Source organism: Pseudomonas sp. 21LCFQ010 (assembly GCF_024129905.1).
Lineage (GTDB): Bacteria > Pseudomonadota > Gammaproteobacteria > Pseudomonadales > Pseudomonadaceae > Aquipseudomonas.
In genome coordinates this window covers 14,873-30,991 of record NZ_JAMYDZ010000033.1, presented here as the reverse complement: position 1 = coordinate 30,991, position 16,119 = coordinate 14,873, and the positions used below count along the sequence as shown (strand labels likewise).

Sequence of the window (16,119 nt, the reverse complement as noted above, 5' to 3'; positions counted from 1 at the left end):
CGTTAAACGCTGTCTTGTAATAAACAACGAAAATTCAAGAAATGCATTGATGTGTTTCTTGCGCCCCTGCACGCGTAGCTGTGGACTATTGGTAAATAAAGAGGAAATAAAAATGAGCACTAAAAATACCATCGACCTTAAAGGCCTTGTTCCTGCCCCTATTACACCCTTTACTCGTGATGGCAAACTTGATTTTGCCGCCATTCAAAAGCTGGGTAGCTGGCTGGGCAGTTTCGAAGGCGTCAAAGGTCTGGTTGTGTTGGGCCATGCCGGTGAGGGCACTTTCTTGACTCAGGCTGAACAGGCTCAGGTGATCCGCGCATTCAGCGAGTCGGTTGAAGGTCGCTTGCCAATTATCGCCGGCATCACTGGCGAGGGCACTCAGGTGGCGGCCGAAGAGGCCAAGCGTGCGGTGGATAACGGTGCCGCCGCAGGCCTGGTTTATCCTTCCCACGGCTGGTTGCGCTTCGGTTATCAAAAAGGTGCTGCCCAAGACCGCTACCGGGCCATTTATGAGCACAGCGGCCTGCCGCTGATCCTGTTCCAGTACCCGGATGTCACCAAGGCCACTTACGACCTGGAAACCCAGCTGGATATCGCCCGTCAGCCAGGCGTATTCGCCATGAAGAACGGCGTGCGCAACATGCGTCGCTGGGATACCGAAATCCCGGTAATCCGCAAAGAAGTGCCAGACCTGCAAATTCTGACCTGCCATGACGAATACTTGCTGCACACCATGTTCGATGTAGACGGTGCGCTGGTCGGTTACGGTGGCCTGACCCCTGAGCCGTTGATCGAACTGATTGCCGCGGGCAAGCGCAGGGACTACCCGGCAGCCCGTGCCATCCACGACAAGCTGCTTCCTGTTACCCGCAATGTCTACCATCGCGGCTCGCACATGGAAGGTACTGTGGCCCTCAAACATGGCCTGGTGACGCGCGGCATTCTGGACCATGCGACCGTACGCTCGCCGCTGCTGCCCCTGGCTGAGGGCGCCGATCAGGAAATCGCGGCTGCTCTGCGTTCTGCTGGCCTGGTTTAAGCGCTGACGCAATGCTGTGCAGGCATTGCGTGACGTCGTGCCATCTGGACGGGGCCTTGTTGATACGAGGCCCTGCCCATAATTCCAAGTTTCACTCGCGACTTTATCAATAGCTCCGTTCTCCCAGAGAGACGAAGTGATATTTGCCCTTCTGGCGTTCAGCGGTTGCCCACTCCCTTAAATAACAACAACAGGGGATATCATGATCATGAACATTCGTCGTTGCCAGGCCATCAGCGTGGCACTTGCGGTCTTGCTGTTTCAATCTCACACGCTGGCGCAAGGTCTTATTGAAGACAGTCGCGCCACTCTTAATTTTAGAAACTTCTACTTTGAGCGTGATTTCACCTCGGCCGCCGCGCGCCCTCAGGAAGCCCGAGAGTGGACCCAGAGCTTTATTCTGGATCTGCGTTCGGGCTTCACCCCTGGCACTGTCGGGTTCGGCGTCGATGTATTGGGTAAATATGCGATCAAGCTCGACGGAGGTGCCGGTCGTTACGGCGCGCTGTTATTACCCAGGGATGCCGATGGTGATCCGGCTGGCAGCTTTGGCCGATTGGGCGTAGCGGTCAAGGCTAAAATCTCGGCCACCGAACTTAAAGTCGGTGAATGGATGCCGAACCTGCCTTTGGTTACCGCTGACGACTTCAGAGCGCTGCCGCAAACCTTCAAGGGGGCGCAACTCTCGTCGCAGGACATCAATAACTGGACGTTGTATGCCGGTGAGTTCACCAAAACCAGCCTGCGTAATGACTCCTCGATGGAGGATCTGGCTTACGCGGGGGCATCCAGCGACTCGTTCAAATACCTCGGTGGTGACTATCGCACCCCATCAAAGAACACAACGCTGCGTCTGTGGGCGGGTGAACTGAAAGATATTTATCAACAGCAATACATCGGTCTGAATCAACGCTTCGCGCTCTCTGAAGGCATCAACCTGAACGCCAACCTGGGCTACTTTCGCGGCCAGGATGACGGCAGTGCCAAAGCCGGTCGGCTGGACAACCGCACCGCTTCTGCCCTGGTCGGGCTGAACGTCCGCCAGCACACGGTGAGTGTCGGTCTGCAGCAGGTCAGTGGTGATAGCGGCTGGATGCGGATTGCGGGCACCGGCGGCATCTACCTGGCCAACAACACGTTCAACCATGCGTTTGACAACCCACGGGAAAGATCCTGGCAATTGCGTTACGACCTGGACTTTACCGGTTATGCAATACCGGGGCTGACCCTGATGACCCGCTATGTCCAAGGCGATCATGTAAAGCTCAGAGGCGTGGACAACGGCTCCGAATGGGTACGTGAAACCGAACTGGGTTACGTCGTGCAGAGCGGCGTGATGAAAAACGTCAGCCTGCGCTGGCGCAACGCAAGTGTTCGCAGGGACTTCAATTCATCGGATTACGACGAAAACCGGATCATTCTGAGCTATCCGTTGAAACTGCTGTAGGGTCCGGGCTTCGATGACTGCCTGTGGATAAGGCACTTTTCATGGCTTATCCACACCGTCAGAGTTGCCGATAGCGGCCACCCATGATGGCTTTAAACCGACCCTTCTCACTCATCCTCAAAGATGAATTCGTAGTTCTGGTCAATCAGTTGCTTGAGATAGTCATCAAAACTGGCGGCAATCACCTTGTAGCTGTCCGGGTCGTGCAGGTAGCGCACCACCTGACCCACGCTGCCGCCTGCTGCCGGGTTGAAGTCGATGTATAGCCGCGACGTCCCGCCGTTGTTCATGCACTGCGAAAAGCACAGACGTTCGCCCATGGCCAACTGACCGTCGATGGCAGGATCGAGCAGTTCCGGGTCTTCGTCGACGTAGTCGCCGTACACGTCGGCAATGCTGTCGTTGTATTGCCCGGCCTCTTCAAGGATCTGCTCCACGGAGCTGAGGTAGTAGGGGTACTCGAAGACGTCCGAGCCCAATACCAGTACAAAGACTTCGCCATTGGGGTACTTGCGAAAATGCGTGCCGTCGAGGCGGCCCAGCAGTTCCAGCAGGCTGGCGGGTGCCTGTGGATAACGTGCCAGGAGTCTGCTCAGATCGGCTTCTGAGGCGCCGTGGCTGTGTTTGAGCTGTTCAAGATCTTGCGCAGGCAGGGCCTGGTACAGGCCGGTGAGGTAGGTATCGACGATGGACATGGCTGGGCCTGTGTGCAAATGAATTCAGAGGAGGTACTGCGACCGGCCTTGGGCCTTGCCGGTTCCGCAGGGCACTCACTTATTGCGCGGCTGCAAGATGCTGGCGCAAAACCTTCAGACGTTGCAGCAGGTTCAGAATGTAGCCCCTTTCGATGACCGATCCGTGGTGGCCGTCGCAAAAGCGCTCGCCGCGTACGCACCAGGTCAGCATGCTTTTCAGCTCGTCCAGCGTGGCGTTGGCGACCCGTTGCGGGTCGCCAAGCATGGCACCTGATTCGGCGATGCCGTAGTTGAAGTCTGTCCAGCAGTCTTTGCCAGCTGCGCTGAAGAATGCGTTGACGACGTCGGCATACACCGGCCAGCGCCCGTCGTGATACGAGACAATGGCTTCGATAGGGCGGCCGCCGGGGTACAGAAGCGGCTGAAAACCCAGCAACTCATCCAGGTCGGCAGGTTGTGGATCCAGTTGCGCAGGCATATAGACATCCATGAAGGGGCGGGGGACCTGTCCAGGCGCTCGACAGCTGTTTGCTGCTGCTTGGAGTGGCGAGCGTGGATCAGGTTCCCGGCTGTTTTCAAGGTGTCTTAGCCACCGACGAAGGCCAGCAGGTCTTCATTGAGTTGCTGTGCATGGGTCACGGCGAAGCCGTGGGGTGCGCCTTTGTAGACTTTCAGTTCGGCGCCGGCGATCTGTTCGGCGGCACGTTTGCCGGTCACCTCGAACGGCACGATGTTGTCGGCGTCGCCATGGATCACCAGGGTCGGTACATCGACCTTGGCCAGGTCCGGGCGAAAGTCGGTTGCCGAAAAAGCAGTCACGCAATCCACCGTGCCTTTGAGCGAGGCCAGCAGGGCGATGTTCAGGGTCTGGGTCAGCACGCCGTCGGAGACTTTCTGGCCGTTATCCAGGCCAAAGAACGGTGTGGCGAAGTCGGAGATAAACTGCGCGCGGTCGTTGAGCAGGCCATCCTTGATGCCGTCAAACACTGACTTGTCCACACCCTCCGGGTGGTCGGCGGTCTTGCCGAAGATCGGTGTCACCGCGCCGAGCAACGCCAGGCGCGCCACACGGGAAGTGCCGTACTTGCCGATGTAGCGTGACACATCGCCGCCGCCCATCGAGAAGCCCACCAGGGTGATTTCCTTGAGGTCCAGGTGTTCGATCAGGTCATTGATGTCATCGGCGAAGGTGTCGTAGTCGTAACCTTCCCACGGCTGAGCGGAGCGGCCGAAACCGCGCCGGTCGAAGGCGATGGTGCGATAGCCGCGGCTGCTCAGGTAGTGCATCTGGTACTCCCACATGTCTGCATCCAGTGGCCAGCCGTGGCTGAACAGTACCGGTTTGCCTGTACCCCAATCCTTGTAATAGATCTCGGTTCCATCGCGGGTAACGAATGTACTCATGACAATCTCCACTGATAGGCGGTTGAGAAGTAGTGACCGCAGCCGGGCTGCGGTAATTCACTATGGTTGATGGCGCGGCGGATGGCTTGCACGGATGTGCTGCTTGCGGTGTGGGCGTTGCTGCCGCTACGGGGTAATGCTGATCAGGTAAGCTCAACGCGGTCAGGTGGGAGCCAGCTCTGTTGGCGAAGACGGCGGCAGATTCGAGGCAGATGCTGTGACTTTACCGGCCTCTTCGCGAGCAAGCTCGCTCCTACAGGATTTATGGGGTGCTTGCCCCCTGATGCACCGCCGCGCGAATGGCTTCGAGCAGCATGCTGCATGCCGGGTTGTCGTTGTCGCTGCGCCACACCAGGTGCAGTTCGCTCTGGATGCCTTCACCCAGGTTGATGTCGCGGAACACCACATCGCGAAACACCACGTTGGTGGCGCAGCGTGGCACCAGGGCCAGGCCCATGGCGGCGTTGACCAGCGCCAGGATGGTCAGTGACGAGCCCAGCCACTGCACATATTCAGGGGCTACGCCGGCGGAGCGGAACATGCCGGTGAGCAGTTCGTTGAATGGTGGGTAGGCCGAGTGCGAGTACATCAGAAACGGCACCCCGGCCAGGTCTTGTACTGCGACCCGTTCGCTACTGGCCAGCGGGTGGCTGGCCGGTACCGCGAGGACGAAGGGCTCGCGCACCAGGCATTCGCTTTCATAACCCGGCTGTAGCAAGGGTGCGCGGACGATGCCCAGGTCGATGCGGCGGGCGCGCAGGGCTTCGTGCTGTTGGGCGGTGTTCATTTCGCTGAGGGCGATCTTCACTTGGGGCTGGCTGAGCCGGGCTTCGGCGATGACCCGTGGCAGAAACTCATACACCGCACTGCCGACGAAGCTGATGCTCACCGAGCCGATGTCGCCGCGGGCTATGCGCCGCGCCGCCAGCGCCGCCTGTTCGGCACGCTCCAGCAAGTGCTGGGCCTCAATGAAGAACGCACGCCCGGCGGCGGTCAATGCAACGCTGCGGGTGCTGCGGGTGAATAACTCGACCCCCAGATTGTGTTCCAGCAACTGGATCTGCCGGCTCAGGGGCGGCTGGGTCATGTTCAGCCGTTCGGCAGCGCGACGAAAGTTGAGTTCCGTGGCCACGGTGGCGAAGCAACGCAGTTGGGCGAGTTCGAACATTGATATCTTCCAGGTATCAATCAAGTGTCAGACTGGATTAGACGGGAACAATAGCAGAGCACATGATCGACGCACCTCCACAAAAATAACCATCGGAGCCGTCCCATGCATTCTGTCCCTGCTCAAGCAGACCCCGAACTGGTCGCCCGCGCGGTCGCCAAGGTCAAGCGCCACGTCCTGCCGCTGTTCGTGGTGATGTTCATCGTCAACTACATCGACCGGGTCAATATCGGCTTCGTGCGCAGCCATCTGGAAACCGATCTGGGCATCGGTGCGGCGGCCTACGGGCTGGGCGCCGGGCTGTTTTTCATCGGTTATGCGCTGTTCGAAGTACCGTCGAATATTCTGCTGCAACGCTACGGCGCGAAGATCTGGCTGACGCGGATCATGTTCACCTGGGGCGTGGTCGCCACGGCGATGGCCTTCGTGCCCAATGAAACCTGGTTCTATATCCTGCGCTTTTTGCTCGGTGTGGCCGAAGCCGGGTTTTTCCCTGGTGTGGTGTATTACTTCACCAAATGGCTGCCAGCCGGTGAGCGCGGCAAGGCCATGGCGATTTTTCTCAGTGGCTCGGCGGCGGCCTCGATCATCTCCGGGCCTTTGTCGGGTGCGCTGTTGAACATCGAAGGGCTGGGCATGCACGGCTGGCAGTGGATGTTCTTCATCGAGGGCATGTTCTCGGTGCTGCTGTGCGGTTTTGTCTGGTTCTGGCTGGACTCGCTGCCCAAGGACGCCAAGTGGCTGAGCCCTGCCGAGTGCCAGGCGCTGACCGCCTGCATCGACGAAGAGCAGCGCCAGCGTGAACTGGCCAGCGGTGGCGTCGAGGTGCATCAGTCGTCGCTGCGCCTGCTGCGCGACCCGCAGATCCTGCTGTTCTGCTTTCTGTACTTCTCCATCTCGCTGACCATCTACGGCTGCACTTTCTGGCTGCCGAGCATCATCCGCTCGATGGGCGGGCTGGGCGACTTTCAGGTCGGGCTGTTCAACTCGATTCCGTGGATCATCTCGGTGGTCGCGATGTACGCCTTTGCCAGCCTGGCGGCACGCTTCAAGTGGCAACAGGCCTGGGCTTCGGCGGCCTTCATCATTGCGGCGGTGGGGCTGTTCATGTCGACCACCGGCGGGCCGGTGTTCTCCTTCGTGGCGATCTGTTTTGCGGCCATTGGTTTCAAGGCGGCATCGTCGCTGTTCTGGCCGATCCCCCAGAGTTATCTGGATGCGCGGATCGCCGCCGGGGTGATCGCGCTGATCAACTCGGTGGGCAGCCTCGGCGGCTTCGTCGCCCCGGCCACCTTTGGCTACCTGGAACAGAGCACCGGTTCTATCGAGGGCGGGCTGATTGGCCTGGCCTCGGTATCGCTGATCGCCGGCATTCTGGTGTTTATGACCCGCACCCTCAAAGGTCAGGGCAAGGGCGCCAAGCCAGCTCCATCGGCCAGCGCGGCCTGACTTTCCGACCTTCTCCCGCTCGGGCAGTGCGCTGCCCGAGGCGGACGATTTCGCCCTGCTAACGGAGCTACCTCCTTATGAAAATCAAACAGGTTCGTGTCACCCCGATTGCCTTCCGTGATGCGCCGTTGCTCAACGCCAGCGGCATTCATGAACCCTATGCCCTGCGCTCGATCATCGAAGTCGAGAGTGACAGCGGCCTGATCGGCCTGGGTGAGAGTTATGGCGATGCGCCGGTGCTGGCGGTGTTGCAGGCCATGCAAGGCAGCCTGGTGGGCCTGGACCCTTTCGACCTCAATGGCCTGCGCATGCGGGTGGTCAAGACCGTGGCGGGCTTGCAGCCGGTGAGCGGCGGGGCCGAGCTGGCACCGGGGTCGCACCCGAGCAAGCAGGTGGCCAATGCCTATTCGGCTTTCGAGGTGGCGTTTCTTGACCTGCAGGCCCGTTCGCTGGGCATGCCGCTGGTCAACTTGCTCGGCGGGGCAGTGCGTCGCGAGGTGCCGTTCAGCGCTTATCTGTTCTTCAAGTATGCCGAACATATCGGTTCGCCTTACAAGCCCGACCGCTGGGGCGAGGGCATCAGCCCGGAGCAGATCGTTGCCCAGGCGCGGACCATGATCGAGGAGAACGGCTTCAAGAGCATCAAGCTCAAGGCCGGTACGATCCTCGGGCCGGAGCATGAAGTGGCGTGTATCGAGGCGCTGCGCCAGGCGTTTCCTGAAGCGCCGCTGCGCATCGACCCGAATGGCAACTGGTCAGTGAACACCTCGCTGCGCATGGCCGAACGGCTGGGCGACGCTCTGGAATACTTTGAGGATCCGTGCCCGGGCCTGGAGGGCATGGCCGAGGTGCACAAGCGCACCGGCCTGCCGCTGGCAACCAACATGGTGGTCACCGACTTCGACGAGTTCCGCCGCAGCGTGGCGCTTAACAGTGTGCAGATTGTTCTGGCCGACCATCACTATTGGGGCGGGTTGCGCGATACGCAGACCCTGGCGCGGATGTGCGACACCTTCGGACTCGGGGTGTCGATGCATTCCAACTCGCACCTGGGCATCAGCCTGATGGCCATGACCCATGTGGCGGCGGCGGTGCCGAACCTGGCTTATGCCTGCGACACCCATTACCCATGGCAGGAGCCCGATGAAGAGGTGATCAAGGGCGGCAAGCTGCCGATCGTGGGCGGCTGTGTGGCGCTCAGCGATGCGCCGGGGCTGGGGGTGGAGCTGGACTACGACCAGTTGGGCAAGCTCAACGACCTGTACCACAGTTGCGGCATTCGCTCGCGCAATGACGTGACCCAGATGCAGAAATACCGCCCGGACTGGACGGCGCTCAAACCACGCTTCTGAATCAGCAGGCGGGGTCCGGTGCATTACAGGCCAGCGCGGTGCGCGCTGGCAGGTAGGCGTCATGAATACGCGCCACCTCGCCGCTGTCTTGCAGGCTGAGGATGGCCTGGTTGATGGCGGACAGCAGGGCCGCGTGTTTTTTGTTGAGCATCATGGCCAGCGGCGCTTCGCTGAGCTGGCCGCCGCGGCTAAATTGCGCCGGGTCGATCTGGTGGGTGACGATCAGATAGTTGTACAGGTCATCGACCATCGCCACGGCGTCCACCCGTCGTGCCTGTAACAGTTCCAGCAGCGCAAGGTCCTGAGAGGTTTCCAGCTTCATCAAGCGCCCGGCCTCGAACGCCGGGTCCAGACGTGGATAGTTGTAGCCCCGGACCATGCCGATGGTCAGGTTCTGCAAGGTGTCGACCGGCTTGTCCCGGGCCGGGTGATCCTTGGCGAAATACAGGTATTCACGCACTTTCAGGTATGGCACGGAAAACACATAGCGCTCGGCTACTTCAGGCGTTTGCCAGTTTTTCGATTCGGCATAGCTGAGGTCAAGTTGCTCTTTATCGAGCATGGCTTGCAGGCGATTGACCGGGTAAGACACGAAGCGTGTCTGGATGGCGGCCTTTTCGAGGATTTTCCGGGTGATGTCCACCGCAATGCCTTGCAGGTTCTGCTGCTCGTCGCTGTAGCTGAACGGTCGCCACTCCGAGCCGCCGGCCAGCCAGCTCTGGGCCATGCCGAGGTTTGGCAGGCAGGCCAGCGCGCAGGCCATGATCAGTGTTCGCAAGCCCATGCCTGAATTCCTTTCTAGGTGTCTGCGGGTGGCCCATGATAGGGGCTGAGCATGGCAGGCATGTTATCCATGTCAGGAAAGTGCGCAAATTATCCATTCTCTTAAGGGATCAACAGTCACAGCTGTGGGAGCACGTAATGGCGTACCACATACAGCGAGCCCTCGGCGCTCAGGTGGCCGTCATCGATCTGCAGCAGCTCGTCATTACCGCCCAGGCGTGCCAGGCAGCCTTGCTGGTTGCACAACTGCTCGATCAACGAAACGAAGCGGATGCTGGTCGGGTCGATGAGGTGCCGGGTGGCCTGGTCCACGGCCATCAAATGCCGGTTCAGGGCCGGGTCGTTAATGTAAGGCTCGCGCTGTTCCCAGTGGCGGTTGGCGATCACGCTGGGCAACGACGGGCTCCACTGTGGCACCGGGCCTACCAGTACGATGTGCTTGACGCCGTAATCCCTCAAGCGTGCCGCCAGGGCATTCCAGGCGGTCTGGTCGTGATTGTCTTTCTGGGCCATGACCACGACGTCCGGGCGCAACTGCTCGACGCTGTCCCAGGCCAGCCGCGTGGCGTAATCGCAGGCCCGGCCGCTGGCGCCACGCCGGTCGATGGCGGTAAAGCGCGCAGGGCAACTGGCCGAGGTGACCTGATAGAACGGCGTACCCGCTGGCAGCAGGGTACGCAGGCCCAACGACAAGGCTTGGGCATGCGAGTCGCCCCACAGCAGCACGCCACCCTCACCCTGGCGGCGGGTGCAGCTTGCGTCGATCTGTGTTTGACCGCGTTGGGTGAATGCCGAGAAGGCATCGCACTTGAGCCAGTAAGGTTCATAGAGGTTATTTTGCTTATCGACGTAACGCTGGATAAAACGGGCTTTATCAGACGTACTGATGCTGCGCGCTTGTAATACCACCCCTTCAGATAGGCTGACCGTCACCCCACCCACAAACACCAGGGTGATCAGGGTCGACAGGGCGGTGAGCTTCCTGGCGGGTGCCGGGCGGCTGTTGCCGCCGGGTTTTTCTACCAGCCGGTAAGAGGCCATGCCCAGCAGCAGAGCGGCACTCATACCCAGCATGACGTTGCGCGTATCGCCCAGCCAGCCGGCGTAGTTCATCACCACCACCACCGGCCAGTGCCACAGGTACAGCGAGTAAGAGAGGCTGCCGAGCCACTGTGCCAGCGGGTTGCCGGTCACCGGCGAGTCTTGCCTCGCAGCGGCGATCATCGCCCAGGTTCCCAGTACCGGCAGCAGCACCAAGTAACCGGACCACGTCTGCTGAACCTTGATGAAGGCAAAACTGAACAGGATCAGGCCCAGGCCCAGACCTTCGAGCCAACGCTGTTGGGCTGGCTTGAGTTTGACCGGAAACACACAGGCCACCGCGCCCAGCAGCAGTTCCCAGGCGCGGGTCGGCAGCAGATAGAACGCCGGTTCCGGCCAGTACCGCGAGGCTGCCAGGCATAAGGCAAAGCTTGCCAGGCAACCGGCAACAATCCAGCCGCGCAGCGCATTGAGCCCTACCAGCCGCTTGAGCAGCAGCAGGACCACGGGGTAGAGCAGGTAGAACTGCCATTCCACTGACAGCGACCAGGTGTGCAGCAGCCATTTCTCATGGGCATCGGCGGTGAAGTAACCGGCTTCGCGCCAGTAGACAATGTTGGAGACGAAGCCCAGGCTGGCGGCCACGTGTTTGCCCAGCGCGGCGTAATCCAGAGGCAACAGGTAGAACCAGCCGCCACCCAGCAACACCAGGCACAACACCGCCAGTGCCGGGATGATCCGTTGCGCCCGCGAGCGATAGAACTGCACCAGGCTGAAGCTCTGGTTACCCAGACCACGCAGGACGATGCCGGTGATCAGGTAGCCGGAGATGACAAAAAATACGTCGACCCCGGCAAAACCGCCGGGCAGCCAGGCCGGATGAAAGTGATACAGCAGCACGCCAAGCACGGCGATGGCACGCAGGCCGTTGATGTCTTTTCTGAAGGTCATGGAGAGAGCAACCGGTGTGAAGGGCAATGCTGTTCGTTTAGGTACTGTATGCCCCCCGGTGGGAGCGAGCTTGCTCGCGAAGAGGCCAGTAAAAACACTACATATGCTGCGAATGTGCCGCCGTCTTCGTCGGCAACCGGAGCGCCGGCCGGCCACTCCCACCGGGTATGCGGCGCTTATCCGAACAGTATTGGTATTAAGAGTCAGGGGGTCAGGCGGATGATCTTGGGAAAGTCGTCCAGGCGTACCGATGCGGTGCAGTGCTCGCCTGCGCATTGCCATGACTGCTCGCTGGCGACCTCGCCATTGGCGGCCCGGCGGGTGTCTAGCAGGCGCACCGGCCCTTGCACAGGCGCGTGGCTGATCAGGCCAAGCTCAAGCGGCTTGCCGACGGTCCAGGCCACCAGCAGGCGCTGCTGGCCGTTGCTGAAGTACAACTGGTAGGTCGGCCCGGACACCACACTGGCCTCAGCGTTATAGGCGAAGTCCCTGACCACCGGGGCAATGGCCCGCATCATGGTCCAGGCCGGTTTGGGCGACAGGTCTTCGTTGAGGATGCCGAAGTTGTGTTCCTGGTCGAAGCGGTCGGGGCCATCGTTGTACAGGTCGTACCACCACATGCCCTTGACGTTGGGAATGCTGCGCGCCAGAAACCAGATGCGTGCCATGTACAGCGCCTGGGTCATTTCACTGACCCCGCAGGCCCCTTTGTGGCTGGGCCAGCCGACTTCCGTGAGGTAGATCGGGATCGCCCGCCCGGCCTTGTTGCGGATATTTTCTTCGTAGTCGCTGACCCAGCGCCCCCAGGCTTCGGGAGTTCTGCCGTTGTTGCCTGCGCAATGCACATAGGGGTGGATCGACAGACCGTCGACCAGCGCCAGGGTATCGCTGTCGATCAGTTGATCGGCAAAGCCGTGGTCCATGCCTTCGGGGGTCACCGCCCCTGCGAGAATCAGTGCCTTGTTGCCGGGTGCGGCCTGGGTATTGGCGCGCAGCACCGGCACGGTCTTGCGTACCAGTGCCGCGTAGTCCTGAGCCAGTTGGCGGTCGCGCGGCCCCTGCAGGTCCCACTCGTTCCAGATTTCGTAATAGCTGACCCGGTTGCCCAGTTGGCGGCTGACGTAATCGACATAATTGAGGAACGGCCCGGTAACTTCAGGTGTACGCGGCTTGGCGTTGTCGTGAAAGTGGGTGCTATAGCCGAGAATCGCCAGGCGTTCGAGTTGCAGGCTGTTGGCTTGCTCCAGATAGCGACGCCACTGCGGGATGATCCGCAACTCATTGCGCTTGGGCTCGGCAGTGGACCAGAACACATCGTCCTTGACCGCACTGAAGCCGGCTTCGGCCGCCCGCTTCAGCGGCGCTTCGACGGGCCGCTCGACATTCATCAAGTGGGTCGAGATACCGAGGATGAACGGCGGCGGTTCGCTGGCTGGCTCGGCATGGGCGGTCGCCAGCCCGCTCAGCCAGCCGGCGAGCACCAGCAGCCTGGTACGAGATAGAGCATGCAGCATGACGGGGCCTCATTGCAGTGCCCTGAAGGGCAGGGGGGTGAGCGCTGGTGGCGAATGAGGCAGGGAATCGCTGCCAGGCCGTGGATTGATCACGTAGCCGATGACCAGCCCCAGAAACAGATTGGCTGCAGCGATTTCAAACATGTCGGTGGTCCAGCTGATCAGGCACCAGCACACTGCGATCGACATCAGCATGCGCGCCAGCGGGCTGGCATCGTTGAGCAGGCTCAACAGCAGCCCGACCTGCAAGCTATAGAGCAGCAGCCCGGCCACGCCGAGCATGGCCCACAGGTACAGCGCGCTGTTATCCATGCCCAGCAGGATTTCTGCGCCCGGCACCGGAAACAGCGCCATGGTGCTGCCGACCATGCCGAAGCCTGCGCCGGTATAGCCCCAGCCGTTCAGTTGCATGGCGTCGAACAGCCGTGGCCAGGTGTTGTTCAGGCGGTCGTAAAGCGAGGCCAGGGAACTGCCGCCACGGCTTACCGTGTGTGCATCGAAGTCATACAGCAGGCCCATCAACGGCAACAACAGGCCGATCGCGACGATCAGTACACAGAGAATCCGGCAGGTCCAGGTCAGGCGCTGGATCATTAGCAAACCCAACGTCAGGGCAAAGGCGCCGGCCGGTGCCTTGCTGGTGGTCAGCACAATGGCGCCGAACGCCACCGCGCCGAGCACCAGCCTGAGTGGCAAGGAGCGCAACAACAGCATCATGTACAGGCTGTACAGGGCGATCAGGGTGGAGAGGATGTTCGACACCCGGGCAAAACCGGCGACCCGGTCCTGATCGTCGGCGCTCCATGAGGTATTGCCGCTCAACTCGGTTTCGCCCAGGTTGTAGTTGTAGCCTTTCCACGGCACCTGAGCGTATTTGTCCAGCAGCAGCCCGATCAGGCTGGCCAGCAGGCACAGGCCAATGCTCCAGCCGAGCAGCTTTTGGTGGCGCAGCAATTGCGGGCTGCACACGGCCGCGAACAGCAGCGGGCTGACAGCGAACAAGCTGAACGCCAGGTTCTGCACACTGGCGCCGTGCAGCATGGCCAGCAGCGCCGAGAGCAGCCAGCCCAACAGGCACAGCCAGAACAGCCGCCCGCCACGAAAACTCAGCAGCTGCAGCGCAAACAGCAGCACACAGGCGGCCTTGGGCAGGTACAGCAGCGGACTGAGCCCGGCCAGGTCCAGGTAATAGCGCAGCGCGCCGGAAAAGGTCTCGACCACCAGCAGGCTGATCGCGACCCAGGTGATAAGCGCGGACTTATCGAAGGCCAGCAGCGACCCGCCAGCGACAGGGCCGAGGTGTACAGGATTAAGATTCATGAAGGCGCCTTGTGAGCAGAGGCAGGCAGCCACGCTACCGCCCATCGACCGTGCGGGACGGGTCAATGCAGTGATCAGGTATCAGAAGAGTCGGGGGTGTCTGGAGCGAACGCTCCAACGGCGTGACAAGGTTTGTATAACAGCCGCAGATTGCCCGGCTGTCAATGTTTCAGTAGTGACCGAATCACCCTGTAGGAGCGACCTTGGTCGCGAATTTTTCCAGACGCCATAGATGCGGCGCCTGGAATGGCCCTTTCGCGAGCGAGCTCGCTCCCACAGGCGTCAATCGGTTACGGGTACTTACGGCGGTCCGGCGCTGGCGGGAAGTATTGGTACATCCAGGTCTCGCTCAGGGTGCGGTCGCGCGAGCGGATGAACATGCGCATGTTCACCGGCTCCACCGAGTCGCTGTCCGGCAGCCAGTCGAAGATCACCCGGTAGCCTTTGATATCCGGCAGGTATTGGATATTGAAGTCCTGGGTCTTGCCGTGGGAGACGGTCAGCACCGGTTCGATGCCTACACCTTCGGGCAGGCGATCGATGCCGCCGCCGTGGAAGTCCACCGCGAAGCGTCGTGCCCAGTATTTCGGGTAATGCTCGCCCGGTGTCCAGCCTTCGAGGAAGCCGCCCATCCCTGAACGGGTCGCATGAATCTGCGCCAGTGGGGTGCTGACCGGCGGCAGGGCGCTCCAGTACAGCTTGTAGCTGTAGTTGAGCGAGTCACCGGCCTTGACCTTGTTCTTCGGCGTCCAGAACACCACGATGTTGTCCATGGTTTCGCCGGTGGTCGGAATCTCCAGCAGGCTCACCTCACCCTCGCCCCAGGCGTTGGTCGGCTCGACCCACAGGCTTGGCCGGCGGTCGTACCAGACCGTGGTGTCCTGGTAGCTGGCGAAATTGTGGTCGTACTGGACCAGGCCGAAGCCTTTCGGGTCTTTGTCGGCGAACGCGTTGAACTGCAGCTTGGCCGGGTTGTTCAGCGGGCGGCACACCCACTCGCCGTTGCCACGCCACATCGACAGGCGGTCGGAGTCGTGCTGCTGCGGGTGAATGCTGTCGCACATGCGCCGCTCGTGGGTGCCGCAGTTGAACATGCTGGTCATCGGCGTGACGCCCAGTTGTTCAATGTCGGCGCGGGCGTTGATGTGCGCCTGGACGTCCATCACCACCTGGCTGGCCTGGCAGTCGATGTCGAACCGGTAGGCACCGGTCGCGCTCGGCGAGTCGAGCAGGGCGTAGACCACAAAGTGGGTGGCATTCTTGGCCGGCGTCTCGAACCAGAACTTGGTGAAGTCGGGAAATTCTTCCTGGCGTTTGGCAAAGGTGTCGATGGCCAGGCCACGGGCCGACAGGCCGTATTGCTTGGTCGAGTCGACGGCACGGAAGTAGCTGGCGCCCAGGAACGACACGATGTCGTGCATGGCGATTTCCGGTGCCTTGAACAGTTTGAAGCCGGCAAAGCCCAGGTCACCTTTGACCTGGTTGCCGTCGATGCCGCTGGTGTCGTAGTTGAACAGTTCGTGACGGAAATGCACTTCCCGCGCCGTGTTGCTCTTGGGGTCGACGCTGTACATGCGCACGGGGGTCTTGAAGCCCATGCCGACATGGAAAAACTGCACGTCGAGCTGGCCTTTGAGCTCTCGCCACAGGGAGTGATTGGGGTCGTAGCGGATCGCGTTGAACTGCTGGGGCGTCATGTTCGCCAGCACCGGTGGCAGTACCTGCTTGGTGCTGACGTACTGCTGGCCGGCCAGTTGTTTGGCCTGCTCTTGCAGTTGCTTGAAATCGAACGGTTCGCTTTTGCCATCGGCTGCGGCGGCGAGGGCGCGTGCAGCAAAAAGTCCCGAGGCCGGCAGGGTGCTATAAGCCGCCAGCGCCATCGATGCTTTAAGGAGATTCCTGCGGTTCATAAAGGTGAAGCCTCTGAGTAATTCTGTGCGTCCTGCACTAAAA

General features: G+C 60.9%; 13 protein-coding genes. 4 read left to right on the top strand and 9 right to left on the bottom strand.

The window, feature by feature from the left end; all coding sequences use genetic code 11:
• Positions 1 to 112 precede the first annotated feature (112 nt).
• On the top strand, positions 113 to 1,042 hold the full coding sequence (locus NJC38_RS26020; RefSeq protein WP_045485448.1) for a dihydrodipicolinate synthase family protein: 930 nt from the start codon (positions 113 to 115) through the stop codon (positions 1,040 to 1,042).
• 208 nt (positions 1,043 to 1,250) lie between these two features.
• A complete protein-coding gene (locus tag NJC38_RS26015; RefSeq protein WP_084710217.1) occupies positions 1,251 to 2,489 on the top strand; it encodes an OprD family porin in 1,239 nt (412 codons plus the stop codon).
• A 107-nt stretch (positions 2,490 to 2,596) separates the two neighbouring features.
• Here the strand turns inward: NJC38_RS26015 and NJC38_RS26010 are convergent, their stop codons facing one another.
• The 4 genes from NJC38_RS26010 to NJC38_RS25995 all read right to left on the bottom strand — a co-directional run bounded on the left by NJC38_RS26010 (position 2,597) and on the right by NJC38_RS25995 (position 5,756).
• The gene (locus tag NJC38_RS26010; RefSeq protein WP_253117791.1) at positions 2,597 to 3,184 is read right to left on the bottom strand and encodes an SMI1/KNR4 family protein; all 588 of its coding nucleotides are present in this window, start codon (positions 3,182 to 3,184) and stop codon (positions 2,597 to 2,599) included.
• Positions 3,185 to 3,263: 79 nt separating this feature from the next.
• Positions 3,264 to 3,662, bottom strand: coding sequence for a DUF6508 domain-containing protein (locus NJC38_RS26005; protein WP_052483375.1), 399 nt, complete (start codon positions 3,660 to 3,662; stop codon positions 3,264 to 3,266).
• Between the two features lie 107 nt (positions 3,663 to 3,769).
• Positions 3,770 to 4,588, bottom strand: coding sequence for an alpha/beta hydrolase (locus tag NJC38_RS26000; protein WP_253117790.1), 819 nt, complete (start codon positions 4,586 to 4,588; stop codon positions 3,770 to 3,772).
• A gap of 262 nt (positions 4,589 to 4,850) precedes the next feature.
• Positions 4,851 to 5,756 carry a LysR substrate-binding domain-containing protein gene (locus NJC38_RS25995; protein WP_045485454.1) on the bottom strand — a complete coding sequence of 302 codons (906 nt, stop codon included), beginning with the start codon at positions 5,754 to 5,756 and terminating at the stop codon, positions 4,851 to 4,853.
• A 105-nt stretch (positions 5,757 to 5,861) separates the two neighbouring features.
• Here NJC38_RS25995 and NJC38_RS25990 point away from each other — a divergent pair, with 105 nt between their 5' ends.
• Together NJC38_RS25990 and NJC38_RS25985 are read left to right on the top strand one after the other, a co-directional pair.
• Complete coding sequence (locus tag NJC38_RS25990) at positions 5,862 to 7,205, top strand: MFS transporter (protein ID WP_045485456.1); 1,344 nt, start codon at positions 5,862 to 5,864, stop codon at positions 7,203 to 7,205.
• Positions 7,206 to 7,282: 77 nt separating this feature from the next.
• Positions 7,283 to 8,557 (top strand): glucarate dehydratase family protein, encoded by a 1,275-nt coding sequence (locus tag NJC38_RS25985; RefSeq protein WP_253117789.1) that lies wholly within the window; start codon positions 7,283 to 7,285, stop codon positions 8,555 to 8,557.
• A gap of 1 nt (position 8,558) precedes the next feature.
• On the opposite strand, the gene NJC38_RS25980 is transcribed toward NJC38_RS25985, so the two are convergent.
• The 5 genes from NJC38_RS25980 to NJC38_RS25960 all read right to left on the bottom strand — a co-directional run bounded on the left by NJC38_RS25980 (position 8,559) and on the right by NJC38_RS25960 (position 16,076).
• Positions 8,559 to 9,341 (bottom strand): transporter substrate-binding domain-containing protein, encoded by a 783-nt coding sequence (locus NJC38_RS25980; protein WP_253117788.1) that lies wholly within the window; start codon positions 9,339 to 9,341, stop codon positions 8,559 to 8,561.
• Between the two features lie 116 nt (positions 9,342 to 9,457).
• Complete coding sequence (locus NJC38_RS25975) at positions 9,458 to 11,332, bottom strand: acyltransferase family protein (RefSeq protein WP_253117787.1); 1,875 nt, start codon at positions 11,330 to 11,332, stop codon at positions 9,458 to 9,460.
• Positions 11,333 to 11,535: 203 nt separating this feature from the next.
• Positions 11,536 to 12,846, bottom strand: coding sequence for a hypothetical protein (locus NJC38_RS25970; protein ID WP_253117786.1), 1,311 nt, complete (start codon positions 12,844 to 12,846; stop codon positions 11,536 to 11,538).
• Between the two features lie 9 nt (positions 12,847 to 12,855).
• A complete protein-coding gene (locus NJC38_RS25965) occupies positions 12,856 to 14,166 on the bottom strand; it encodes a hypothetical protein (RefSeq protein WP_253117785.1) in 1,311 nt (436 codons plus the stop codon).
• A 290-nt stretch (positions 14,167 to 14,456) separates the two neighbouring features.
• A complete protein-coding gene (locus NJC38_RS25960) occupies positions 14,457 to 16,076 on the bottom strand; it encodes a glucan biosynthesis protein D (protein WP_045485468.1) in 1,620 nt (539 codons plus the stop codon).
• Between the last annotated feature and the right edge of the window lie 43 nt (positions 16,077 to 16,119).